We start from the raw sequence: 24598 nt of genomic DNA on the forward strand, positions 1-24598 counted from the left end.
TATATGCACGCGCAAGTAGCTCGCGGAAGGGGACCGGGGGAGAGGGCCTACTGGGCCAACTCCCAGACGGCGTGGGCGATGGCGTCACTGTTGCGGTCGAGGGCGGTGGTGTCGATGTTCGTGGACCGGTCGCAGGACGAGTGGTAGCAGGGGTCGAACGCGCGGCCCGCGGTGCCGCCCCACTTCTGGGCCTGGGCGGTGGTCTTGTAGTAGTCGGCGCCACTGAACAGACCGCCGACCGGGATCCCGGCGTTCTTGAACGGGGCGTGGTCGGAGCGGCCGTCCCCCTCGGTCTCGATCTCGGTGGGAACGCCGATCCCGGCGTAGTAGTCCTTGAACACCTTCTCCAGGGCGGGATCGTCGTCGTAGACGAAGTAGCCGGGGTTGGGCGACCCGATCATGTCGAAGTTCAGATACCCGGCGATCCGCGACCGATCGGTCACGGACAACGAGTTCACGTAGTTCCGCGACCCGACCATGCCCAGCTCCTCGGCGCCCCACCAGGCGAACCGCAGATGCTTCGTCGGCTTGAACTGGGCGCGGGACACCGCCAGCGCGGTCTCCAGGATCGCGGCCGAACCCGAACCGTTGTCGTTGATGCCCGGGCCCGCGGTGACGCTGTCCAGGTGGGCGCCGGCCATGACGACCTGGTTGGTGTCGCCGCCGGGCCAGTCGGCGACGAGGTTGTAGCCGGTGCGACCGCCGGACGTGAACTGCTTGACGGAGGTCGTGAACCCGGCGGCGTCCAGCTTGCCCTTCACATAGTCCAGGGAAGCCTTGTAGCCGGGGCGGCCGTGGGCGCGGTTGCCGCCGTTCGCGGTGGCGATGGACTGGAAGGAGCTGAGATGCGCCTTGACGGAGGCGACGGGGATGTCCGGGGCGGCGAGCGGGGCCGGGGCCGGATTCGGGGCCGGGGCCGCGCCGACCGGGGTGGCTCCCGTGCCGATCAGGGCGGCGGCCGTGAGGAGGGCGGCGGCGGTCAGCCGCGCGCGTATGGGGTTGGGGTGCAGGGGCATGTGGGGGCTCCTGGTTCCTTTTTGGGTGGCCCGATGGTGCTGGGGGTCTGACGCAGCGTCAAGAGCGGATTCTGGTCACCCGTGTCCGCATACCGGGCGGGGTTGGTCTGAGGTCGGGGTATGCGGTGGGGCGGGGTGGGGGAGGTGACCGGATCGAATTAGGGGGGCGGGTGTTTTGCCCGGGTCGCTTGTGCCGTGCGGGCCGCTTACCCGTCCCCGGGTCACCCGGACCCATGTGCGGGCCTCTCCCACGAACCTTCCGGCGCTGGATGCCACCGACCGGGACACTCGCGGGAGCCTGTTTCACCGGTGGCCCGGCGCTGGGGTGCCGCCTTGCCCACCCGTGCCGCCCCAGGCGGCAGACTGCCCAAGGCGGGGCGGGGCGCCCCCGGGGTGGGAGGTGCGGGGAGCGGCGGGTTGCCCAAGGCGGCGGCATGGGGTCGGGTTCAGTGCACCCGCCGAGGCCGGATTTGGTGACCGTATGGGCCACCGGGGTGCACACGCGTGGCGGCGGGAGGGGACGTGGCGGGGTGCCCCCGCAGGACACCGCCGGAATCCCGGGCCGGGTACGCGACCTCTGGGCGGACAGCGGGCGATCGGACCTATCCGGCCGAGGAGGTACCCCGGCGCGGCCCCGACCCACCATCCCAGCCGGCCGCGTACTCACTGCACGCAGAACTCATTCCCCTCAGGGTCCCGCATCAGCACCCATCGCCCCCCGCGCTCCTCCACCTCCCGCACGACCCGCCCCCCGGCCCCCACGAGCCGTTCGACCTCCGCCGCCCGCCGGTCCGCCCCGACATGCACATCGATGTGCAGCCGGTTCTTGCCGGACTTGGCCTCGGGCACCCGCTGGAACAGGATCCGCCGCCCGAGCCCCGTCCCCGTCTGTTCGTCGACGGGATCGCCGGGGTGCCGGACGGCGACGAGGTCGCGGAAGGCGAGCCGCCCCCACCGTTCGACGGTCTCGTCGGGGCGTACGGCCCCGAACCCGAGGAGCCGTTCGATCAACGCGGAGTTGTCCTCGATCTCGTAGCCGAGGGCGGCGGCCCAGAACTCCACCTGGGCATGAGGATCGGCGGCATCGACGACGAGCTTCCAGTCAAAGGTCATGCATTAGTTGTAGACACGAAATAGGTCAGCCACCGTCCTACTTCAGCCGCGCCTGAACCTCGACCTCCCCGGCCGCCTCAACCGCCCCCGCCGCCACAACCCCCGCTTCCGCTTCCGCCGCCGCCCGCGCCAACGCAACCCGCCCAACCCGAGCGGAGCGCAACGCATCCCAGGTCAGCACCGCCAGCGCCAGCCACACCAGCCCGAACCCGGCCCACCGTTCCGCCGGCATCTCCTCATGGAAGTAGAGGATCCCGAGGACGAACTGGAAGACGGGCGCGAGGTACTGCAGCAGCCCGAGCGTGGACAGCGGCACCCGGATCGCCGCCGCGCCGAAGCAGACGAGGGGCACGGCGGTGACGAGCCCGGTGGAGGCGAGCAGCGCGGCGTGCCCGACACCTTCGGAGCCGAACGTGGACCGCCCCTGCGCCGCGAGCCACAGCAGGTACCCGAGCGCGGGCAGGAACTGGACGGCCGTCTCGGCGGCGAGGGATTCGAGCCCGCCGAGATTGACCTTCTTCTTCACGAGCCCGTACGTCCCGAAGGAGAACGCGAGGACGAGCGAGATCCAGGGCGGCTGCCCGTACCCGATGGCGAGGACGAGGACGGCGAGCAGCCCGACCCCGACGGCGGCCCATTGCGCGGGCCGCAGCCGCTCCTTGAGGAGGAGGACGCCGAGCGCGATGGAGACGAGGGGGTTGATGAAGTACCCGAGGGACGCCTCCACGACGTGCCCGGAGTTCACGGACCAGATGTAGACGCCCCAGTTGACGGTGATCACGGCGGCGCCGAGCGCGACGAGTCCTAGCCGCCTGGGCTGCCGCAGCAGTTCACGCGCCCATCCCCACCGGCGGACGAACAGCATGGCGACGCCGACGAAGGCCAGCGACCACACCATGCGGTGGGCGAGGATCTCGACGGACCCGGCGGGTTTGAGCAGCGGCCAGAAGAGGGGCACGAGCCCCCACATGCCGTAGGCGGCGAACCCGTTGATCAGCCCCGTACGAGCCTCGCTCTTCTTGACCCCGGCCGAAGCCGCTGTGGGCGAACCGTCCCGCACGGACCCTCCTCATGACACTGGCTGGCAGCCCCGCGGCGGCCACGAGAAAGGTAGCGCCGCGAGCCCGCCCATGTCATGCCCGTATCGCCATACGGTCCTGACGGTTCACGCCGTACGGTCACGCCGTCACTTCAGCGCGTCGGCGATCGCGTCGGCGACAGGTGTAGTGGGCCGCCCGATGAGCCGCGCCAGATCCCCGTTGCGCCGGGCGAGCAGCCCTCGCCCGATGGCGGTGTCGACCCCGACGAGGATCTCGGCGAACGGCTGGGGCAGCCCGGCGCCGAGGAGCACCTCCAGGTTCTGCTCCGGCGTCACGGCCCGGTACACGACGTCCTTCCCGGACTGCTTGGCGACCTCGGCGGCGTACTCGGCGAGCGACCAGGCCTCGTCCCCGCTCAGCTCGTACGCGCGGCCCTCATGCCCCGTACCGGTGAGGACGGCGACCGCGGCGGCCGCGTAGTCGGCGCGGGAGGCGGAGGCGACCCGGCCCTCGCCGGCGGAGGCGACGACGGCGCCGTGTTCGAGGACGACGCCGAGGTTCCCGGTGTAGTTCTCGTGGTACCAGCCGTTGCGCAGGAACGTGTACGGCAGGCCGGAGTCGAGGATCGCCTGCTCGGTGACCTTGTGCTCGTCGGCGAGCGCGAAGTCGGCGTCGGGCCCGCCGAGGATGCCGGTGTAGGCGAGCGAGGCGACGCCGGCGGCCTTCGCGGCGTCGATGACGGCCTGGTGCTGCGCGGCGCGCCGCCCGACCTCGCTGCCGGAGATCAGCAGCACCTTGTCGCCGGCGCGGAAGGCGTCGCCCAGCGTCTCGGGGGCGTTGTAGTCGGCGACGCGCAGTTCGACGCCGCGGGCCGCGAGCGGGGCGGCCTTCTCCTTGTCGCGGACGACGGCGGCGATCTCACCGGCGGGCACGCCCGCGTCGAGCAGCCCTTCGACGACGAGACGGCCGAGGTGCCCGGTGGCTCCGGTGATGACGAGGCTCATGACGGATATCTCCCGATAGACCTTTACGAAACGATTCGCTCCTCACCGTAAGACCTGCACTGTCATTTCGAAAGTACCCACTTTGAAGTAAGGTACTGGCATGAAGGTGAGCGCCATTGACGTCGACTGCCCGCAGCGCCTGGTCCTGGAGCACGTGACGAGCCGCTGGGGTGTGCTCGTGCTGCTCGCGCTGGAGGAGCGGTCGTACCGGTTCAGCGAGCTGCGCCGGGAGATCGGCACGGTCAGCGAGAAGATGCTGACGCAGACGTTGCAGACGCTGGAGCGCGACGGCATGGTGCACCGCGACGCCAAGCCGGTCATCCCGCCCCGCGTCGACTACTCGCTGACGGACCTCGGCAGGGAGGCGGCGGCGCAGGTGCGGGCGCTGTCGGACTGGACGGAGCGCCGCATGGCGGACGTGGCGCAGGCGCGCGCGAGGTACGACGAGACGCGATCAAGCCCGACGGCGTAAGAAACGCGAAAGAGCCCGGACGCGACAAAGCGTCCGGGCCCTCGACGGCACGGCACGGCTGTGCCGGACCGGCCTCAGCCGACCACGGTCCAGGTGTCCCCGCCGGCGAGCAGCGCGGCGAGGTCGCCCTTGCCGTGCTGTTCGATGGCGGTGTCGAGCTGGTCGGCCATCTGGGTGTCGTAGACGGGCCGTTCGACGTCGCGCAGGACGCCGATGGGCGTGTGGTGCAGCGTGTCGGGGTCGGCGAGCCGGGACAGGGCGAACGCGGTGGTCGGGGAGGCGGCGTGCGCGTCGTGCACGAGGACGTCGCCCCGGTTCTCGTCGGTCACCGCGACGACCTTCAGATCCCCGGTGGCCGCGTCCCGCACCACGCCCTTGGACCCTTCCGTGCCGAAGGTGATCGGCTGTCCGTGTTCGAGCCGGATCACGGCTTCCTCGGCCTGCTGCTTGTCCTTGAGGACCTCGAAGGCGCCGTCGTTGAAGATGTTGCAGTTCTGGTAGATCTCGACCAGCGCGGTGCCGGGGTGCGCGGCGGCCCGCCGCAGGACCTCGGTGAGGTGCTTGCGGTCGGAGTCGACGGTCCGGGCGACGAAGGACGCCTCGGCGCCGAGGGCGAGCGACACCGGGTTGAAGGGGGCGTCGAGCGAGCCCATCGGCGTCGACTTGGTGATCTTCCCGACTTCCGACGTCGGCGAGTACTGCCCCTTGGTCAGCCCGTAGATCCGGTTGTTGAAGAGCAGGATCTTGAGGTTGACGTTGCGGCGCAGGGCGTGGATGAGGTGGTTGCCGCCGATGGAGAGCGCGTCGCCGTCCCCCGTCACGACCCACACGGACAGGTCGCGGCGGGAGGAGGCGAGGCCGGTGGCGATGGCGGGGGCACGGCCGTGGATGGAGTGCATCCCGTAGGTGTTCATGTAGTACGGGAAGCGGGAGGAGCAGCCGATGCCGGAGACGAAGACGATGTTCTCCTTGGCCAGGCCGAGTTCGGGCATGAAGCCCTGCACGGCGGCGAGGATCGCGTAGTCACCGCATCCGGGGCACCAGCGCACTTCCTGGTCGGACTTGAAGTCCTTCATGGACTGCTTGGCCTCGGCCTTGGGGACGAGCGACAGGAGCGTCTCCGCGCCGCCCCCGGCCTTGCCGGCCCCCTCCGCCTTCTCCGTCTCCTCCGTGGACTCCCTGGTCCGCGTATCAGCCATCGATGGCCTCCTTGAGAGCCGTGGCGAGCTGTTCGGCCTTGAACGGCATTCCGTTGACCTGGTTGTAGCTGTGGGCGTCCACCAGGTACCTGGCCCGGATGAGGGTGGCGAGCTGACCGAGGTTCATCTCGGGGATCACCACCTTGTCGTAACGCCTCAGGACCTCGCCGAGATTCCGCGGGAAGGGGTTGAGGTGGCGCAGATGGGCCTGCGCGATGCGCTCGCCGGCGCCGCGCAGCCGCCGCACCGCCGCGGTGATCGGCCCGTACGTCGAACCCCAGCCGAGGACAAGGGTGGTGGCCGTCCCGGACGGGTCGTCGGCCTCGATGTCGGGCACCTTGATGCCGTCGACCTTGGCCTGCCGGGTGCGGACCATGAAGTCGTGGTTGGCGGGGTCGTAGGAGATGTTCCCGCTGCCGTCCTGCTTCTCGATGCCGCCGATGCGGTGTTCGAGTCCCGGCGTGCCCGGCACCGCCCACGGCCGCGCGAGCGTCTCCGCGTCCCGCTTGTAGGGCCAGAACACCTCGGTGCCGTCGTCCAGCGTGTGATTGGGGCCGGAGGCGAACTGGGTGCGCAGGTCAGGCAGTTCGTCCAGCTCCGGGATGCGCCACGGTTCCGAGCCGTTGGCCAGGTAGCCGTCGGAGAGGAGGAAGACCGGGGTGCGGTAGGTGACCGCGATGCGGGCCGCCTCCAGGGCCGCGTCGAAGCAGTCCGCCGGGGTGCGCGGGGCGACGACCGGGACCGGTGCCTCACCGTTGCGCCCGTACATGGCCTGCAACAGGTCGGCCTGCTCGGTCTTGGTCGGCAGGCCGGTCGAGGGCCCGCCGCGCTGGATGTCCACGACCAGCAGCGGCAGTTCGAGCGAGACGGCGAGCCCGATGGTCTCCGACTTCAGCGCCACGCCCGGCCCGGAGGTGGTGGTGACCGCCAGCGCACCGCCGAACGCGGCGCCGAGGGCCGCCCCGATCCCGGCGATCTCGTCCTCGGCCTGGAAGGTGCGCACGCCGAAGTTCTTGTGCCGGGACAGCTCGTGCAGGATGTCCGAGGCCGGGGTGATCGGGTAGGAGCCCAGGTACAGCGGCAGGTCGGCCTGCTGGGAGGCGGCGATCAGCCCGTAGGCGAGCGCCAGGTTCCCCGAGATGTTGCGGTAGGTGCCCGTGGGGAACGCGGAGGCGGCGGGGGCGATCTCGTAGGAGACCGCGAAGTCCTCGGTGGTCTCGCCGAAGTTCCAGCCCGCGTGGAACGCCGCCAGGTTCGCCTTCATGATCTCGGGCTTCTTGGCGAACTTCTGCTTCAGGAACCGCTCGGTGCCCTCGGTCGGCCGGTGGTACATCCACGAAAGCAGGCCCAGCGCGAACATGTTCTTGCTGCGCTCGGCCTCCTTGCGGGACAGCTCGAACTCCTTGAGCGCCTCCACCGTCAGGGTGGTCAGCGGCACCGGATGCACCGAGTAGCCGTCCAGCGAGCCGTCCTCCAGCGGGGAGGCGGCGTAGCCGACCTTGGCCATCGCCCGCTTGGTGAACTCGTCGGTGTTGACGATGATCTCGGCGCCGCGGGGCACGTCCGCGATGTTCGCCTTCAGCGCCGCCGGGTTCATCGCCACCAGTACGTCCGGCGCGTCGCCGGGGGTGAGGATGTCGTGATCGGCGAAGTGCAGCTGGAACGACGACACGCCCGGCAGCGTCCCGGCGGGCGCCCGGATCTCGGCGGGGAAGTTCGGCAGCGTCGACAGGTCGTTGCCGAACGTCGCCGTCTCGGATGTGAACCGGTCGCCCGTGAGCTGCATGCCGTCACCGGAGTCACCCGCGAAACGGATGATCACCCGGTCCAGACGCCGGACGTCCTTGCCCGATCCACCTTCACCCGCGGCTGTGCGCTGTTCCCCGACCACTGCGCTGTCGGTCCCGCCTGCCTGCTCGGCTGGACTACTGACCTGGCTGGTCACTGAACTGGACCTCCCTCGAGGCGGCTGTTCGGGCAGGGCCGTCCCACTGGCCTTCCCCAGGCCCACCCTACGTCTGCAAGGGGTGCCTACCTCTGAACGTTCGCATGATGGCCTTAGAATTGAGACGGCATGTCGTCCCGTTTTGCCATGATCTGCCGCCCCTGTGGAGCGCCGCTCGAGACGTTCTGGAGGACGCTCCGCGCGCGCTCCCCGGTTCTGGGCGGGATCCTGGCCGGTTCCCGCCCCCGCCGCACCCGCTGACGCGGTGTCAGCCGGTCAGTTCCGCAGATAGGTCAGAACGGCCAGAACACGCCGGTGGTCCCCGTCGCTCGGCGAGAGCCCCAGCTTCAGGAAGATGTTGCTGACGTGCTTCTCGACCGCGCCGTCGCTGACGACGAGCTGACGGGCGATCGCCGAGTTCGTCCGGCCCTCCGCCATCAGGCCGAGGACCTCCCGCTCGCGCGGCGTGAGGTTGGCGAGCACGTCCTGCTTGCGGCTGCGCCCGAGCAACTGCGCGACCACCTCCGGGTCGAGCGCCGTGCCGCCCTCCGCGACGCGGACCACCGCGTCCACGAACTCCCGCACCTCGGCCACCCGGTCCTTGAGCAGATAGCCCACCCCGCGGCTCGACCCCGCGAGCAGCTCGGTGGCGTACTGCTCCTCCACGTACTGCGAAAGGACCAGCACCCCGAGCCCGGGGTACCGGCCGCGCAGTTGCACCGCGGCGCGCACCCCCTCGTCCGTGTGCGTCGGCGGCATCCGTACGTCCGCGACGACCACGTCGGGGAGCAGATCCTGCGCCCCGAGGTCGGTGATGGTCTTGACCAGCGCCTCCCCGTCACCGACACCGGCGACGACCTCGTGCCCGCGGTCGGTCAGCAACCGGGTCAGGCCCTCCCTGAGCAGCACTGAATCCTCGGCGATGACCACCCGCACCCTGTCCTCCACGTTTCTCGGCCCCCCAGCGCCCCTGTGCACCTGTCACAGGGGCCAGTTCTGACAGGGCCAGCATTCCAGGAACCGGGCCGGGCTGCTCCCACGCGGCGGAAAAGGAGGCGCTCAGAGCCGTACGGAGCGCCAGGGCAGCTCCGCCGTGACCCGGGTCGGACCGGCCGGCGGCGAGTCGACGAGGAGGATGCCGTCGACCGCGTCGAGCCGCTCGGCGAGGCCCGCGAGCCCGGAACCGGCGGAGGCGTCCGCGCCGCCCACCCCGTTGTCGCTGACCTGGAGCATGAGGCGGTCGCCGGAGCGCCAGACGTCGACGCCGGCGCGCGTCGCCCGGCTGTGCTTGCTGATGTTCTGCAGCAGCTCGGAGACGGTGAAGTAGGCGATGCCCTCGATGGCGGGCGCCGGGCGCTCGCGGAGGTCGACCTCGACGGTCACCGGGACCGTGCAGCGCGAGGCGACCGCGGACAGGGCCGCGTCCAGGCCGCGGTCGGTGAGGACCGCGGGGTGGATGCCGCGCGCCAGGTCGCGCAGCTCCTGGAGGGCCGTCTTCACCTCGCCGTGCGCCTCGTCGACCATCCGCGCCGCCGTCTGCGGGTCCTCGCTCAGCTTCTCCTTCGCGAGACCCAGGTCCATGGCGAGGTTGACGAGGCGGGCCTGCGCGCCGTCGTGCAGGTCGCGCTCGATGCGGCGCAGGTCGGCGGCGGCCGTGTCCACGACGACGCCGCGGTCGGACTCCAGCTCCACCACGCGCGTGGCGAGCCGCGACGGGCCGAGCAGCCCGACGACGAGGAGCCGGTCCACCGTGGTCAGCGCCCGCACGATCCACGGCGTGGCCAGCGTGACGAGCAGCCCGACGGCCGCGGTCAGCGTGATCTCGAACGGGTTGTCGAGGTACACGGAGTGCGCCTCGTCCCCGTACAACTGCAGACCGCCCTGGCCGCCGTACATCGGGTAGACCCACTGCCACAGCGGATACGTGAGCAGCGTCCAGCCGGTCGTCCAGAACGTGACCGCCACGGAGAACGCGAAGACCGCCCACGGGAAGTGCAGCACCGTGTAGACGGCGTGGCGCCACGAGACGCCGCTCTTGAGTGTCGCGCCGAGCCAGGCGAGCGGGCCGCCCGTGCGGGGCCGCACCGGTTCCGGCGAGCCGATCTCCAGGCCGAGCAGGGCCCGCGCCCGCGCCCGCTCCAGGGCGCCGATGCCGCGCGCCCCGGCCAGCGCCGCGGCGAGCACCGGCACGCCGATGAAGGTGATGAGGAGCCCCGCGCCGAGCGAGAGCATCGTCACCGACCAGACGAACGCCGCGATGGCGATCGGCAGGCTCAGCAGCAGGTAGGCGAACTCGCGCCAGGCCCGTCCCTCGACCGGGGCGCGCAGCCCGGCCGGCAGCCGGCCGAGCCCGTGGCGCGCGGGGCGCGGCTCGTCGTCGTACGAGTACTCGCTGCGGTATCCGTACTGGTGCGTGGCCATGGGCGTCGTCCGTTCCTGATCGTGTCCGGTCGTGATCGTGTCCGGTGGGTCGTCGCGTGCGCCGCGCCGCCGTCCCGTTCCCGTCTCTGTCCTTGTCCGTCTTCAGAATCCCGGGCGGCGGGGTCCTTCGGCCATGCGGCGGGTCGGCGTCTTGGACCGGGGGTTTTCCCCACCCCCGGCCTCCGCTACGGCCGCTACGAGCGGTCGCGCCAGGGCAGTTCGGCGGTGACCGTCGTTCCGCCGCCCTCGGGGGAGTCCACGACGAACAGGCCGTCGACCGCGCCGAGCCGCTCCGCGAGCCCCGCCATGCCGGTGCCCTTGTCGACGCTGGCGCCGCCCCGGCCGTCGTCGTGCACCTGGATGAGCAGCCGGTCGTCCGCCCGCCACACGTCGACGGAGGCCGTCGTGGCGCGGCTGTGCTTGCTGACGTTCTGGAGCAGCTCGGAGACGGTGAAGTAGGCGATGCCCTCGATCGCGGCGGCGGGCCGCGCCGGCAGATCCGCGGTCACCTTCACCGGGACCGTGCACCGCGACGCCACCGAGGACAGCGCCGCGTCCAGACCGCGGTCGGTGAGGACCGCCGGATGGATGCCGCGCGCCAGGTCCCGCAGCTCCTGCAACGCGAGCTTCACCTCGCCGTGCGCCTCGTCGACCATGTCCGCCGCCGCGTCCGGGTCCTCCAGGAGCTTCTCCTTGGCGAGGCCGAGCCCCATGGCGAGGTTGACGAGGCGGGCCTGCGCGCCGTCGTGCAGATCACGCTCGATGCGGCGCAGATCGGCGGCGGCCGTGTCCACCACGACACCCCGGTCCGACTCCAGCTCGGCGATCCGCCGCTCCAGCTCGTCGGAGGGCGAGAGCAGGCCGCGCACCATCGCCCGGTCCGCGTTGGTCAGCCCCCGGACGATGAACGGGAGCACCGGCCACAGCACGAACAGGCCGGTCAGCGTCACCGCGAACGTCAGGATGCCCCAGGGCAGCCGCATCACCTCGTACAGCACCGTGCGCCAGCCCACCGAGTCCTTCAGCGCGGTCCACAGCCAGCCGAGGAAACCGTCCCCCTTCCGGCGCGGCAACGGGCTCGGCTCCTCGACCCGCACCCCCAGCAGCCGCCGGGCCCGCGCCCGCTCCGCCTTGCCGAGCATGCGCGCCCCGGAGAGCCCCGCCGCGATCAGCGGCAGCCCGATCACCGTGACGGTCAGCCCCGCGCCGACCGCGAGCAGCGTGACCGCGTACACGAAACCGAACAGGGCCAGGGGGAAGCTGGACAGGAGGAACGAGATCTCCTTCCAGGTGTGCGCGTCGTAGGCGAAGCGCGGCGGCGACACCTCGCGGTCGCCGGAGAAGTCGAGTCGGTCGGTCATAAGCGAAAGAGTGCCTTGCGCGCGGGCCGGGACGCCATGAGGTGGGCTGCCGGGGACGGACGGGGGATAACCCCACCCCGGAAGGGGCCCAGCGCCACTTTCGGCCGCCGCGCTCCGTACGGGCTGCTTACCCTCCCTTTAACAGGCCCTAGACTCCCGTGCGTACATCGTCGAACACGAACACACGAACACGCGAGGGGCGTAAGAGGTGCCGACAGACGTGGCGACGGACGTGACGGACCGGGCGGCCGTGACCGTCGGCGCGGCCGACTACTTCCACTCGTACTCGGTGGTCGGACTGCTCGCCGTCGTCGGCGTGCTCTTCGTCGCGGTCGCCTTCGGCGCGGGACGGCTGCTGCGCCCGGTGGTGCCGACCCCCGAGAAGCTCCTGACGTACGAGTGCGGCGTCGACCCCGTCGGCGAGGGCTGGGCCCACACCCAGGTCCGCTACTACGTCTACGCCTTCCTCTACGTGATCTTCGCCGTCGACTCGATCTTCCTCTTCCCCTGGGCGACGGTCTTCGCCGCGCCCGGCTACGGCGCGACGACGCTCGTGGAGATGTTCATCTTCCTCGGCTTCCTCGCCGTGGGCCTGCTGTACGCATACAAGAAGGGCGTCCTCACATGGACGTGAGCCGCGTGACCCCCGAGCCCGAGCCCGTCTCCGCTCCCGTTCTCCTGCCGGAGCCGAAGCGGCTCGGCGTGCTCTCCCGTCTGGCGCCCGAGCCGATGAAGGTGGTCCTGAACTGGGGCCGCCGCTACTCCCTCTGGGTCTTCAACTTCGGCCTCGCCTGCTGCGCCATCGAGTTCATCGCCGCGTCCATGGCCCGGCACGACTTCATCCGGCTCGGCGTCATCCCGTTCGCGCCCGGCCCGCGCCAGGCCGACCTGATGGTCGTCTCCGGCACGGTCACCGACAAGATGGCCCCGGCCGTCAAACGCCTGTACGAGCAGATGCCCGAGCCCAAGTACGTCATCTCCTTCGGCGCCTGCTCCAACTGCGGCGGCCCGTACTGGGACTCGTACTCGGTGACCAAGGGCGTCGACCAGATCATCCCCGTCGACGTGTACGTGCCCGGGTGCCCGCCCCGGCCCGAGGCGCTGCTCCAGGGCATCCTCAAGCTCCAGGAGAAGATCGCCCGCGAGTCGCTCGGCGAGCGGTACGGGTCCGCGTCCGCGGACGCGGCGGCCGGACGTCCTTCGGCGGCCGCGCTGAACAGCGGTCTCGTCCAGCCGCCCGCCGAGTCCCCCGAGGGGGAGCGGTGAACTGGCTGCCGGACCCGGTCGAGGAGCTGTTCGGCGCCGAGGCGACGGTCGAGGAGGCGTACGACCTCCTGACCGTCGACGTCCCCGCCGCCACCTGGACCACCGCCCTCGAAACCGCCCGTACGCGCCTGGGCTGCACCTACTTCGACTGGCTGAGCGCCGTCGACGAACCGGAGACCGGCTTCCGCGTCTGCGCGCACGTCGCCGCCGTCGCCCCCGGTTCCGTACGCCGCCTGCTGCTGCGCACGACCGTCCCGCACTCCGCGCCGGTCCTCGCCTCGGCCGTCGACGTGTACGCGGGCGCGGCCTGGCACGAACGCGAGACGCACGAAATGTTCGGCGTCACCTTCGAGGGCCACCCGCACCTGGTCCCGCTGCTCCTCCCCGACGGCTTCGAGGGCCACCCCCTGCGCAAGGACTTCGTCCTCGCGGCGCGGGTCGCGAAGGCATGGCCGGGCGCGAAGGAGCCGGGCGAGTCCTCGGCGGGACACGGCGCCCCCAAGCGCCGCCAGATGCTGCCCCCCGGCGTCCCCGACCCGAACGAATGGGGCCCCCAGAAGGGCCAACTCCCTCCGGCCCCGACCCGGCCCGCGCGCGGCGCGGCGGGGGCGGGGGAGCGACCGGTACGGCGGAGCCGCTCGGCGGCTTCGGCGACCCCGGCGACCCCGGCGAGCGGTGCGGATGCGGCGGAGACTCCGGCGCGTCCGGCGCGGCGAGCGCGGAGCGTGTCGGAGGGGTCGGCGAGTCAGCGGCCGGCGGCTTCGGCGGTGCCGGGGGCTCCGGTGGGTGGTCCGGATGCGGGTGCGGCGGAGGCGTCCGCGACCCCGGCGCGGCGGTCGCGGAGTGTGTCGGAGGGGTCGGCGAGTCAGCGGCCGTCGGCTTCGGCGGCGCCGGGGAGCGGGTCGGGTGCGGATGCGGCGGAGGCTCCGGTGCGTCCGGCGCGGCGGTCGCGGAGTGCGTCGCAGGGCTCGGCGAGCCAGCGACCGGCGACGCCGGGGGCCCCGGTAGGCGGCCCGGACGCGGCCGAGGCGCCTGCCAAGCCGTCCCGCACCTCCGACGCCCCGTGGCACAACGCCAAACCGGCGTTCGACGAGCCCCCGCAACCGCCCCGTGCGCCGAAGGCCGGGCCGGACGGTGTCCCAGGGAGTGAGTCGGAGGGCGCCTCGGAGACCGCGCCGGACGACGGCAAGGACGACACGGCCACCCCGAACCCGGCCGAGCCCAGCATCCGCACCCCGGACGAGACCGCCCCGGACGAGACCACCCGGGACAAGACCGCCCCGGGCGAGACGACCCCGGACAAGACCACCCCGGGCCCGACCGATCCCGACACCACCGCCGGAGGCACGCCGTGAATGACGTTCTCGACGTCGTCCTGCGCCTCGTCGTCGTCTTCGTCGCCTTCCTGGTGCTGCCGCTGATCGTCGGCCAGACCGAGCACAAGGTGATGGCCCACATGCAGGGCCGCCTGGGCCCCATGTACGCGGGCGGCTTCCACGGCTGGGCGCAGCTCGTCGCGGACGGCGTGAAGTTCGCGCAGAAGGAGGACGTGGTCCCGGCGGACGCCGACCGCCGGGTCTTCCAGCTCGCCCCGGCCGTGGCCCTGCTCCCGTACCTCCTGGTGCTGCTGGCGATCCCGGTCGGCCCCGGCGACGACGCGGTGGGCCAGGCCATCGACGCGGGCATCTTCTTCGTGCTCGCGGTGATGGGCGTCGGCGTGCTGGGCTCGCTGATGGCGGGCTGGGCGAGCGCCAACAAGTTCTCCCTGCTCGGCGGCTTGCGCACGGCCGCGCAGTTGCTCGCCTACGAACTCCCCATGCTGCTCGCGGCCGCGTCGGTGGCGATGGCGGCGGGCACGGTCTCACTGCCCGGCATCCTCGACGCGTTCGAGTGGTGGTGGCTGCCCTGGCAGATCGTGGGCGCCCTGGTCTTCTTCGTGGCGGGCCTCGCCGAACTGCAACGCCCCCCGTTCGACATGCCGGTCGCCGACTCCGAGATCATCTTCGGCGCGTACACGGAGTACACGGGCCTGCGTTTCGCCCTGTTCCTCCTCGCCGAGTACGCGGGCATCGTTGTCCTGTGCGGCCTGACCACCGTCCTCTTCCTGGGCGGCTGGCACGGCCCCTGGGGCGCCGACGGCCTCGGCTGGGTCTGGACCCTGCTCAAGACGGCGGTCCTGGCCTTCGTCGTCATCTGGCTGCGCGTGTCCTACCCGCGCCTGCGCGAGGACCAGCTCCAGAAACTCGCGTGGACCACACTCATCCCCCTCGCCCTCGCGCAGATCGCGCTCACCGGAATCGTGAAGGTGGCGATCGACTAGTGCCTCCGATCCCCGGGTCCGGCCTGGCCAAGGGCCTCGCCGTCACCCTCCGCACGATGACGAAGAAGACCGTCACCGAGCAGTACCCGGACGCCCAGCCCGAACTCCCGCCCCGTACGCGCGGCGTGATCGGCCTGTTCGAGGAGAACTGCACGGTGTGCATGCTGTGCGCCCGTGAGTGCCCCGACTGGTGCATCTACATCGACTCCCACAAGGAGACGGTGCCGCCCGCCGCCCCGGGCGGACGCGAGCGCAGCCGCAACGTCCTCGACCGCTTCGCCATCGACTTCTCCCTCTGCATGTACTGCGGCATCTGCATCGAGGTCTGCCCCTTCGACGCGCTGTTCTGGTCCCCGGAGTTCGAGTACGCCGAGACCGACATCCGCGACCTCACCCACGAGCGCGACAAGCTCCGCGAGTGGATGTGGACGGTCCCGTCCCCGCCGGCCCTGGACCCCTCCTCGGAGGAGCCGAAGGAACTGGCGGCGGCCCGCAAAACAGCCGACAAGCTGGCAGCAACAGCGGCAGAGGCGACACAACCGCCCCACCCGGCACCCCCGACAACACCGGCGCCTGAAGAGAACCCGGCATCTGCGACAACCCCGGCACCGCCGAAGAACCCGGCATCCCCGGAGACCCCGCGAACCCCGCGCAACGGAGGGCAGACCGAATGACCCCCGCCGCGCTCCCGCTCCCGGCGACCGTCACCCTGGCCTCCGAGCCGCACGGCTTCCTCTCCCCGACCGGGGTCGAGATCGCCTTCCTCCTCGTCGGCCTGGTCACCTTCGGCGCCGCGATCGTCACCGTGACCACGAAGCAGCTCGTGCACGCCGCGCTGTGGCTGGTGGTCGCGCTCGGCGGGCTCGCCGTGGAGTACCTCCTGCTGACCGCGGAGTTCATCGCGTGGGTGCAGGTGCTGATCTACGTCGGTTCCGTCGTCGTCCTCCTCCTGTTCGGACTGATGCTGACCCGCGCCCCGATCGGCCGGTCACCGGACGCGGACAGCCCCAACCGATGGGCCGCCCTGACCGTGGCCGTCGCCGCCGCGGTCGCCCTGGTCTGGGTCGTCGCCGACGCCTTCCGCACGACCTGGATCGACCTCGACGGCGCCGCCCAGGGCACCACGGACGTGACCGGCTCCATCCTGTTCCGGCACTGGGTCCTACCCTTCGAGGCGCTCTCGGTGCTCCTCCTCGCCGCCCTGGTCGGCGCGATCGTCCTGTCCCGCAAGAAGAGCGCGGCCGAGTCCGGCAACGGCCCGGAGCCCGCCGCCACCCGTTCGACCCGCCGGGAGGGCGACCGCTGATGCACCTCGTCTATCCCGCCGTCCTCGCCGCCCTCCTCTTCTGCACGGGCCTGTACGGAGTCCTGGCCCGCCGCAACGCGATCCTCGTCCTGATGTCCGTCGAGCTGATGCTCAACGCCGTCAACCTCAACCTCGTCGCCTTCGACGTCTGGCTCCGCGACGCCCTGCACTCCGGTCAGGCCCTGACCCTGTTCACCATCGCCATCGCCGCCGCCGAGATCGGCATCGGCCTGGCGATCGTCCTGGCCGTCCACCGCAATCGCGGCACCGCCGACATCGACAAGCTCCGCGACTCCGCCGAACCCGACGACCCGGACGACGACCCGCACGACCCGTCGGAGCCGTCCGGCCCGCATGACCCGTCCGCCGCGGCCGCCGAGGCCGACACCCCGGCCGGTCCGGACAAGAAGGCCGAGGCCACCGCGTGACCACCACGACCCTCGCCGTCCTCGTCCCCCTCCTCCCGTTCCTCGGCGCCGCCGCGGGCCTGTCCCTGGGCCGTACGGCCCCCGGCTTCGTCCGTCCGCTGGCCGTGCTGCCGACCTTCGCCGCGCTGGTCCTCGCCGTCGCCGTGGCGGTGCGGCAGGGCGGCGGCACCGGCGACGGCACGCGGGCCCTCGACGCGCACACCCAGCTCACCCCGACCGGCTCCGTGCCGATCGAACTGGCCCTGCACATCGACGGCTTCGCCGCCCTCACCGCCGTCCTGGTCGCCCTCGTCGCGACCTGCGTCCAGCTCTACTCGACCGGCTACCTCCGCGACGACCCGCGCTACCCCTCCTACGCCGCTCTCGTCTCCCTCTTCACCTCCGCGATGCTCCTCGTCGTCTACTCGGGCGACCTGATGGTGCTGCTGGTCGGCTGGGAAGTCATGGGCATCTGCTCGTACTTCCTCGTCGGCCACTACTGGGAGACCCCCGAGGCGCGGGCCGCCTCCCTCAAGGCTTTCCTCGTCACGAAGCTCGGTGACGTCCCCTTCCTCATCGGTCTGTTCGCCCTCGCCACCGACGCGGGCTCCTTCCGCATCACGACGATCCTGGGCAAGGCTACGAGCGCGGGCGGCCTCGACCACCCCACCCTCATCGCTCTGCTGCTCCTCGCGGGCGTGGCGGGCAAGTCGGCGCAGTTCCCGCTGCACACCTGGCTGCCCGACGCGATGGCGGGCCCGACCCCCGTCTCCGCGCTGATCCACGCCGCGACGATGGTCGCCGCCGGCGTCTACTTCGTCGCCCGCCTCCTCCCGGTCTTCGTCGCCTCCCGCGCGGCCCTGATCGTGCTCGCCGTCATGGCCGCCGTGACCATGGCGGGCTCGGCCCTCGCCGCGCTCGCCCAGGACGACATCAAGCGCGTCCTCGCGTACTCGACGATCGGCCAGCTCGGCTACATGACCGGCGCCCTCGCCGTCGGCGACCGCGACGCCGCCGTCTTCCACCTCCTCACCCACGGCGCCTTCAAGGCGCTCCTCTTCCTCGCGGCGGGCGTGATCATCCACGCCGCCGGCACCAACTCCCTGGCCGCGATGGCCCGCATGGACAAGCTCCGCGACCGCGTCCCCGACGCCTTCTGGACGATGACCGTGGCGCTGCTCGCGCTCGCCGCGATCCCGCCCTTCAGCGGCTTCTTCTCCAAGGAGGCCGTCCTCGGGGCCGCCGAGCACACCGCCACCGGCCACGAGCACGCCGTCCCGGTCGCCTCGGGCTGGATCGTCCTCGTCGCGGGCCTGATCACGGCCCTGCTCACCGCCGCCTACGCGACCCGCCTGTGGCTCCTCGCCTTCAACGGCCGGGGCACAACCGCCCCCGACCACGGCAAGCAGCCGGTCACGATGAACGCCGTCCTGTGGGTCCTCGCGATCCCCTCCCTCGTTCTCGGTCTCGCCACGGGCGTCCTGCCCGACTGGTTCGACGGCCGCTCCCTCACCCCGACCCTCACCACCTCCGTCATCGGCACCGGCTTCGCGCTGGTCGGCGCCCTGGTCACGTACGGGGCCTGGCGCCACACCACCGCGATGCAGGCGCGCCGCACCCCGCTCGGCGCTGTCGCCGTCGACACCGACTCGGGTGACGGCGGCCTGGTCGAGGCGGAGGCGATCGCCTCGCACACGGCCGCGTACGGGGACATCGCGGGCGCCGCCGACCCGGCCGACCCGGGCCGTCTGCTGCTCGGCCGCCTCCACCGGCACGCCGCCGCCGGGTTCCACCTCGACGCCCTGTACTCGACGGTGTTCGTCCGCCCGGTCCGCTCGGCCGCGACCCTGGTCCGCTTCCTGGACCGCGCGGTCGTCGACACCTATGTACGGGCCGCCGCCGAGACCCCGAAGGCGCTGGGCTGGGCCGTGCGCCGGGCCCAGACCGGCAATGTCCAGACCTACCTCAGCGCACTGCTCGCAGGCACCGTCGTCCTGGTGGTCGCCGTCGTCCTCGTCGCCACCGCCGGAGCGTGAGCAGCCGTGATCGATATCAGCGAATCCGTGATGCAGTTCCTTCTCGCATTGATCGTCGTGGGGCCGCTCATCGGCGCCGTCGCCGCTCTCCTGCCCGCGCCGCCCGGACTGAAGGGGAACTCCCCGCAGCAGGCCGTGCTCCGCCACGGTGTGATCGTGACCGGCGTGATCCTCATCGCCGCGATCGTCCTCGCGCTCGGCTTCGACCACGACCACCCGTCGAGGATGCAGGCCACGACCGACATCAGCTGGATCCCCGCGCTCGACGTGCGCATCCACCTCGGTGTCGACGGCATCTCTCTCCCCCTTCTGGTGCTCACGGCGCTGCTGACCTTCCTCTGCGCGCTGTACTCCTACTTCAAGCCGCCGAGCGGCCCAACCCCCCAAGCCTTCGTCGCGCTGATCCTTCTCCTGGAATCCGGCACGCTCGCCACCTTCGCCGTCCTGGACCTCCTCCTCTTCTTCCTCGCGTTCGAGATGGTCCTCATCCCGATGTACTTCCTCATCGCCCGCTGGGGCGGCGCCGAGCGGACAGCGGCGGCGTGGAAGTTCATCCTCTTCACGCTGCTCGGCTCGGTCGTGATGCTGCTCGGCCTCCTCCTTATCGGTGTTAAGTCGGGCACGTTCGACATCATGGCACTCGCCACTGACAACGGCCGGGGGCTGACCACGTCCGTGCAGGTCATCGCCGTTCTGGCGATCGGGATCGGGCTCGCCGTGAAGACCCCGATGTGGCCCCTGCACAGTTGGCTGCCTGATGCACACACCGCCGCCCCGACCGTCGGCTCGGTCCTCCTCGCCGGTGTCCTGCTGAAGATGGGTACGTACGGGTTCGTCCGGATCCTGCTCCCGGTCGCGCCCGACGGAATGCGGACCTTCGCCCCGTACCTCGCCGCGTTCGCCGTCGTCGGAATCATCTACGGGTCCCTGGCCTGTCTGAACCTCGTCAAGCAGGGCGCGAAGGGCGACCTCAAGCGCCTCATCGCGTACTCCTCCGTCGGCCACATGGGCTTCGTCCTGCTCGGCATCGCGACGATGAGCCCGACCGGCGTGAACGGCGCGCTGTTCGCCAACATCGCCCACGGCCTCATCACCGGCCTCCTCTTCTTCCTCGTCGGCGCCCTCAAGGACCGGGCCGGCACCAGCGACCTCGACACCCTGGCCCAGCAGGGCGGCATGGCCCTCTACGGCAAGGCCCCGCGCCTCGGCGGCCTCCTGTCCTTCGCCGCCGTCGCCTCGCTCGGGCTGCCCGGACTCGCCGGGTTCTGGGGCGAGATGCTCGCCCTGTTCGGCGCGTTCAAGCCCGCCGACGGGCTCAGCCGCCCGGCGTTCCTCGTGTTCATGTCCATCGCCGCGTTCGGCACGCTGCTCACCGCCGCGTACCTGCTCCAGATGGTCCGCCGCGTCTGCATGGGCCCGCGCGACCACGCGGCGCCCGCGCTCGCCGACGTACAGGGCTACGAGTTCGCCGCCTGGACGCCGCTCGCCGCCCTCACCGTCGTGGCGGGTCTGTGGCCCGCCGCGCTGCTCGGCCTCACCGACCCGGCCGTGCAGAAGCTCCTCGCAGGAGGCCTCCAGTGACCGCCGTCGCCGCGCCCTCCGTGGCCTCCCTCGTCCAGTCCGTCGACTGGGTCGCGATCGCCCCGCCGACGATCGCGGCGGTGATCGCCCTCGTCGTCCTGGTCGCCGACCTCTTCCTCGACGAGCGGCGCAAGCCGGTCCTCGGTTGGACTGCCGTGGCGGGCCTGGCCGCGGCCGGACTCGCCCTGTTGCCCTTGATCGGCGACGAGCGCTCCACGTTCTGCCTCACAGACGCGCGCGAAGCGTGCAGCTACACAGCGGACCGCTTCACGCTCGTCGTCCAGTTCCTCGTCCTGGCCGGCGCACTGCTCACGGCCCTGCTCTCGATGAGCACCCTCAAGGACGCGAAGAACGCGAACAAGCCGCTTCCCGAAGGGGAGTACTGGTTCCTCCTCCTGTCCTCCGCCGCCGGGGCCGCCCTCCTGCCCGCGTCGCGCGACCTCGCCACGCTCGTCGTCGCCCTGGAGGTCGCCTCACTGCCCGCCTTCGCCCTGGTGGGCCTCAAGCGCGACGACAAGCGCTCCTCGGACGCGGCCCTGAAGTTCTTCCTCTCCTCGGTCACCGCGACCGCCGTCACCCTCCTCGGCGTCAGCTTCGTCTACGCGACCACGGGCACCCTGCACCTCACCGAGGTCGCCACGGAGCTCACGCGCGTGGACGGCCAGTTCCACACCCTCGCCCAGGCGGGCGTCGCCCTCACCCTCGTCGGCTTCGCGTTCAAGACGGCCGCCGTGCCGTTCCACTTCTGGGTGCCGGACACCTACGTGGGCGCGCCCCTGCCGATCGCCGCCTACCTGTCGGTCATCGGCAAGGCCGTCGGCTTCACCGGCCTCATCCTCGTCACGGTGGTCGCCTTCCCCTCGTACGCCGACGTGTGGGGCCCGGCGCTCGCCGCCCTCGCCGCCCTGACGATGACGGTCGGCAATGTGGCCGCCCTGCGCCAGCGGGCCACGCGCGCGTACAGCGCCGTCCGCCTCCTCGCCTGGTCCTCCGTCGGCCAGGCGGGCTACCTCCTGGTGCCGATCGCCTCGGCCGCGTACTCCGACGACCCGCAGAAGTCGATCGGCTCCACGCTCGCCTACGCCCTCATGTACGCCGCCGTGAACCTCGGGGCCTTCGCGGTGGCCGCCCTTGTCGCCCGTACGAAGCCGCTGAACCGCGTGAGCGACTACCGGGGGCTGTACGCGGCCCGCCCGCTCGCCGCGCTCGTCCTGGGCTTCTTCCTGCTGTGCCTGGCCGGTCTGCCGCCGGGCGTCATCGGCCTCTTCGCGAAGGTCACCGTCTTCTCGGCCGCCGTCGACGCGGGGCTCGGCTGGCTCGCCGTCGTCATGGCCGTGAACGTCGTCATCGCGCTCTATTACTACCTGCGGTGGACCGCGGCCCTGTTCCGCGCGCCGGAGGGCGAGCCCATCGCCCACCGGCCATCCATGCCGCTCACCGCCGCCATCACCGTGACGGCGGTCGTCGGGGTCGCGCTCTCCGGGGCTCCACAACTGATCCTGCACTTTGTGGACAGTGGACTGTTCTCGTGATGACAGGGACTCCGAAAGCGCCGCTTTGGTACGTTTCTGGGTCGCAGTAATCCCAGAGGACGACACCGAAGACATAGATGGCACCGCAACCACAGATGGCGCAGCAACCAGGAACGCCCCCCACCCTCACCCTTCCCAGGAGCAGCAACGTGCTGAGCGGATTCAAGGACTTCATCCTCCGTGGAAACATCGTCTCCATGGCGGTGGGCCTGGCCGTGGGATCGGCGTTCACGGCCCTGGTGACCGCCTTCACCGCCGCCTTCATCACGCCGCTCCTGGGCTGGGCGACCGGCTCCATCGGCAACTACTCGGACGCCTACTTCACGCTCGAGGGCGTGAAGTACCCCTACGGGAAGTTCATCAATGCCGGCATCGCCTTCTTCATCACCGCCGCGGTGCTGTACTTCCTGATCGTCGTGCCGATGATGAAGATCACCGCGCGCGCCGACCGCAACAAGCCGATCGACATCAAGGCCGCCCTGCGCGACTGCCCCCGCTGCTACAGCCAGATCCCCGGCATCGCCACCCGCTGCCCGAACTGCACCAGCGAGATCGAGCCCGACCACAAGGCGCTGGAGATCGCGGGCCTCCTGCCCCAGCAGCACCACTGACCCGGCCGGCCCCCTGACTCGTACGGCCTACCGGAACCTCTGCTTGGGATGCGCGCACAAGGGAACTAGTCCCTCTCGTCTGGCGTTGACCAGTACGGGAGGGTCCACTAGGGACAGGCATCCGCAGCCACCCGCACAGGATCGCGGGGCCCAGTGGAAGCAGTGAGCAAGCAGTGGGTTCCCCTGCCGCACCATCAGGAGGGCGTACCGTGCACCGCCGGCACAACGGGTTGAAGACAGCCGTACTTCTCGGGGGCCTCTCCGCCCTCATCCTCGTCATCGGCAGCTTTTTCGGCCGTACCGGGCTCGTCATCGGCCTCGTCATCGCGATCGGGACCAACGCGTACGCGTACTGGAACAGCGACAAGCTCGCCCTGCGCGCGATGCGGGCCCGCCCGGTCAGCGAGTTCGAGGCGCCCGCGCTCTACCGCATGGTGCGCGAGCTCTCCACCCAGGCCCGCCAGCCGATGCCGCGGCTCTACATCTCCCCGACGGAGGCGCCGAACGCGTTCGCGACGGGCCGCAATCCGCGCAATGCGGCGGTGTGCTGCACCGACGGCATCCTGCGCATTCTGGACGAGCGCGAGTTGCGCGGCGTCATCGGGCACGAGCTCAGCCATGTCTACAACCGCGACATCCTGATCTCGTCCGTTGCCGGAGCCCTCGCCTCCGTGATCATGTTCCTGGTCAACTTCGCGTGGCTGATCCCGGTCGGCCGCTCGAACGACGACGACGGCCCCGGCATCTTCGGAATGCTGCTGATCATGCTGCTCGGCCCGCTCGCCGCCTCCCTCATCCAGCTCGCCATCAGCCGCTCGCGGGAGTACGAGGCGGACGCCTCCGGCGCCCAGCTGACCGGCGACCCGCTGGCCCTGGCGAGCGCCCTGCGCAAGCTCGACGCGGGCACCAAGCAGCTCCCGCTGCCGCCCGAGCCGCGTCTGGAGACGGCCAGCCACATGATGATCGCCAACCCCTTCCGCCCCGGCCAGGGCATGTCGAAGATGTTCTCCACGCACCCGCCCATGGCGGAGCGGATCGCCCGCCTCGAGCAGATGGCAGGTCGCCAACAGTGAAGACAATCCTGAACGTCATCTGGCTGGTCCTGAGCGGCTTCTGGCTGTTCCTCGGCTACCTCCTCGCGGGCGTGCTGCTGTGCGTCACGATCATCGGCATCCCGTTCGGCGTGGCCGCCTTCCGGATCGGCGTCTACGCCCTGTGGCCCTTCGGGTACACGACGGTCGAGCGCAGGGACGCGGGGGCGCCCTCCTGTGTGGGCAATGTGCTCTGGCTGATCCTCGCGGGCTGGTGGCTGGCGCTCGCGCACATCGTCACCGGCATCGCCCTGTGCGTCACGATCATCGGCATTCCGTTCGGCATCGCCAACTTCAAGCTGATCCCCGTCTCCTTGATGCCGCTGGGCCGCGAGATCGTCTCCACGGACCGCCCGTTCGCCGCACGCTGAGCCCGCTCCCCGCGCGCAACCGTCGTACGCCTCTTCCACGTCCTCCTGGGCAACAGTGCGACAAGGAAACCCCGCACGACGCAGCACGACAGAGGGGCAGAACACGGCATGGGCATACTCAGTTGGATCATCCTCGGACTGCTCGCCGGTGCCATCGCCAAACTCCTGCTCCCGGGCCGCGACCCGGGCGGTTTGGTCGGCACCACGCTCATCGGCGTGGCGGGCGCCTTCATCGGCGGCTGGATCTCGTCCCGCTGGCTCGACCGGCCCATCACCAAGGACTTCTACGACACCGCCACCTGGGTGTCGGCGATCGGTGGCGCGCTCGTCCTGCTGATCGTCTACCGCATCTTCTTCGGCAACTCGCGCGAACGCCGCTGAGCGCGGACCGGCGGGCAGCGGCAGCGGGTATGGGGGGGGGCCCCGCCCGGGGGGGGCGCCCGGGACGCCCCCACCCCCGCGCGGGGGGGGGCCCCCAAGAGCGACTATAAGAAAGGCAGGCGGAG

At 71.1% G+C, this 24598-nt stretch carries 24 protein-coding genes; 15 read left to right on the forward strand and 9 right to left on the reverse strand.

Annotated features, from left to right (window positions below):
* Positions 1-47: 47 nt before the first annotated feature.
* The 4 genes from ABZ877_RS21855 to ABZ877_RS21870 form a co-directional block, all read right to left on the reverse strand.
* A complete protein-coding gene (locus ABZ877_RS21855; RefSeq protein WP_361073706.1) occupies positions 48-1016 on the reverse strand; it encodes a M28 family metallopeptidase in 969 nt (322 codons plus the stop codon).
* A gap of 663 nt (positions 1017-1679) precedes the next feature.
* Positions 1680-2129: a VOC family protein gene (locus tag ABZ877_RS21860; protein ID WP_361073708.1), complete on the reverse strand. Its 450-nt coding sequence runs from the start codon at positions 2127-2129 to the stop codon at positions 1680-1682.
* Between the two features lie 37 nt (positions 2130-2166).
* Positions 2167-3099 (reverse strand): EamA family transporter RarD, encoded by a 933-nt coding sequence (rarD, locus tag ABZ877_RS21865; protein ID WP_361073768.1) that lies wholly within the window; start codon positions 3097-3099, stop codon positions 2167-2169.
* A 216-nt stretch (positions 3100-3315) separates the two neighbouring features.
* Positions 3316-4173 (reverse strand): SDR family oxidoreductase, encoded by an 858-nt coding sequence (locus tag ABZ877_RS21870; protein WP_361073710.1) that lies wholly within the window; start codon positions 4171-4173, stop codon positions 3316-3318.
* 100 nt (positions 4174-4273) lie between these two features.
* Here ABZ877_RS21870 and ABZ877_RS21875 point away from each other — a divergent pair, with 100 nt between their 5' ends.
* Positions 4274-4645 (forward strand): helix-turn-helix domain-containing protein, encoded by a 372-nt coding sequence (locus tag ABZ877_RS21875; RefSeq protein WP_361073712.1) that lies wholly within the window; start codon positions 4274-4276, stop codon positions 4643-4645.
* Between the two features lie 74 nt (positions 4646-4719).
* Here the strand turns inward: ABZ877_RS21875 and ABZ877_RS21880 are convergent, their stop codons facing one another.
* The 5 genes from ABZ877_RS21880 to ABZ877_RS21900 all read right to left on the reverse strand — a co-directional run bounded on the left by ABZ877_RS21880 (position 4720) and on the right by ABZ877_RS21900 (position 11571).
* A complete protein-coding gene (locus ABZ877_RS21880) occupies positions 4720-5721 on the reverse strand; it encodes a 2-oxoacid:ferredoxin oxidoreductase subunit beta (RefSeq protein WP_361073770.1) in 1002 nt (333 codons plus the stop codon).
* A 115-nt stretch (positions 5722-5836) separates the two neighbouring features.
* Positions 5837-7789: a 2-oxoacid:acceptor oxidoreductase subunit alpha gene (locus tag ABZ877_RS21885; protein ID WP_361073714.1), complete on the reverse strand. Its 1953-nt coding sequence runs from the start codon at positions 7787-7789 to the stop codon at positions 5837-5839.
* Positions 7790-8065: 276 nt separating this feature from the next.
* Complete coding sequence (locus ABZ877_RS21890) at positions 8066-8725, reverse strand: response regulator transcription factor (RefSeq protein ID WP_361073772.1); 660 nt, start codon at positions 8723-8725, stop codon at positions 8066-8068.
* 123 nt (positions 8726-8848) lie between these two features.
* Positions 8849-10210 carry a sensor domain-containing protein gene (locus tag ABZ877_RS21895; protein WP_361073717.1) on the reverse strand — a complete coding sequence of 454 codons (1362 nt, stop codon included), beginning with the start codon at positions 10208-10210 and terminating at the stop codon, positions 8849-8851.
* 194 nt (positions 10211-10404) lie between these two features.
* Entirely contained in the window at positions 10405-11571 is a 1167-nt protein-coding gene (locus ABZ877_RS21900; RefSeq protein ID WP_361073719.1) for a sensor domain-containing protein, read from the reverse strand.
* A gap of 220 nt (positions 11572-11791) precedes the next feature.
* On the opposite strand from ABZ877_RS21900, the gene ABZ877_RS21905 reads away from it, so the two are divergent.
* The 14 genes from ABZ877_RS21905 to ABZ877_RS21970 all read left to right on the forward strand — a co-directional run bounded on the left by ABZ877_RS21905 (position 11792) and on the right by ABZ877_RS21970 (position 24473).
* Positions 11792-12205, forward strand: a complete 414-nt coding sequence (locus ABZ877_RS21905; RefSeq protein WP_361073721.1) for an NADH-quinone oxidoreductase subunit A — start codon at positions 11792-11794, stop codon at positions 12203-12205.
* Positions 12196-12837 (forward strand): NADH-quinone oxidoreductase subunit B family protein, encoded by a 642-nt coding sequence (locus ABZ877_RS21910; protein ID WP_361073723.1) that lies wholly within the window; start codon positions 12196-12198, stop codon positions 12835-12837. The genes ABZ877_RS21905 and ABZ877_RS21910 overlap by 10 nt, the downstream gene beginning before the upstream one ends.
* Entirely contained in the window at positions 12834-14192 is a 1359-nt protein-coding gene (locus ABZ877_RS21915) for an NADH-quinone oxidoreductase subunit C (protein ID WP_361073725.1), read from the forward strand. Before ABZ877_RS21910 ends, ABZ877_RS21915 begins: the two co-directional genes overlap by 4 nt.
* Positions 14189-15157 carry a complex I subunit 1 family protein gene (locus tag ABZ877_RS21920; RefSeq protein ID WP_361073727.1) on the forward strand — a complete coding sequence of 323 codons (969 nt, stop codon included), beginning with the start codon at positions 14189-14191 and terminating at the stop codon, positions 15155-15157. Before ABZ877_RS21915 ends, ABZ877_RS21920 begins: the two co-directional genes overlap by 4 nt.
* On the forward strand, positions 15157-15831 hold the full coding sequence (locus tag ABZ877_RS21925; RefSeq protein ID WP_361073729.1) for a 4Fe-4S binding protein: 675 nt from the start codon (positions 15157-15159) through the stop codon (positions 15829-15831). Before ABZ877_RS21920 ends, ABZ877_RS21925 begins: the two co-directional genes overlap by 1 nt.
* The gene (locus ABZ877_RS21930; protein ID WP_361073731.1) at positions 15828-16463 is read left to right on the forward strand and encodes an NADH-quinone oxidoreductase subunit J; all 636 of its coding nucleotides are present in this window, start codon (positions 15828-15830) and stop codon (positions 16461-16463) included. Before ABZ877_RS21925 ends, ABZ877_RS21930 begins: the two co-directional genes overlap by 4 nt.
* Entirely contained in the window at positions 16463-16891 is a 429-nt protein-coding gene (nuoK, locus tag ABZ877_RS21935; RefSeq protein ID WP_361073733.1) for an NADH-quinone oxidoreductase subunit NuoK, read from the forward strand. The genes ABZ877_RS21930 and nuoK overlap by 1 nt, the downstream gene beginning before the upstream one ends.
* Positions 16888-18906, forward strand: coding sequence for an NADH-quinone oxidoreductase subunit L (locus ABZ877_RS21940; RefSeq protein WP_361073735.1), 2019 nt, complete (start codon positions 16888-16890; stop codon positions 18904-18906). Before nuoK ends, ABZ877_RS21940 begins: the two co-directional genes overlap by 4 nt.
* A gap of 6 nt (positions 18907-18912) precedes the next feature.
* On the forward strand, positions 18913-20487 hold the full coding sequence (locus ABZ877_RS21945) for an NADH-quinone oxidoreductase subunit M (protein WP_361073737.1): 1575 nt from the start codon (positions 18913-18915) through the stop codon (positions 20485-20487).
* A complete protein-coding gene (locus ABZ877_RS21950) occupies positions 20484-22019 on the forward strand; it encodes an NADH-quinone oxidoreductase subunit N (protein WP_361073739.1) in 1536 nt (511 codons plus the stop codon). Before ABZ877_RS21945 ends, ABZ877_RS21950 begins: the two co-directional genes overlap by 4 nt.
* A gap of 149 nt (positions 22020-22168) precedes the next feature.
* Positions 22169-22630: an MscL family protein gene (locus tag ABZ877_RS21955; protein WP_361073741.1), complete on the forward strand. Its 462-nt coding sequence runs from the start codon at positions 22169-22171 to the stop codon at positions 22628-22630.
* Between the two features lie 209 nt (positions 22631-22839).
* Complete coding sequence (gene htpX, locus ABZ877_RS21960) at positions 22840-23703, forward strand: zinc metalloprotease HtpX (protein ID WP_361073744.1); 864 nt, start codon at positions 22840-22842, stop codon at positions 23701-23703.
* Positions 23700-24092 carry a YccF domain-containing protein gene (locus tag ABZ877_RS21965; protein WP_361073746.1) on the forward strand — a complete coding sequence of 131 codons (393 nt, stop codon included), beginning with the start codon at positions 23700-23702 and terminating at the stop codon, positions 24090-24092. The genes htpX and ABZ877_RS21965 overlap by 4 nt, the downstream gene beginning before the upstream one ends.
* 108 nt (positions 24093-24200) lie before the next feature.
* Positions 24201-24473: a GlsB/YeaQ/YmgE family stress response membrane protein gene (locus ABZ877_RS21970; RefSeq protein WP_361073748.1), complete on the forward strand. Its 273-nt coding sequence runs from the start codon at positions 24201-24203 to the stop codon at positions 24471-24473.
* Positions 24474-24598 lie beyond the last annotated feature (125 nt).

Origin of the sequence: Streptomyces sp. NPDC046939 (assembly GCF_040644575.1) — a bacterium.
GTDB lineage: Bacteria > Actinomycetota > Actinomycetes > Streptomycetales > Streptomycetaceae > Streptomyces.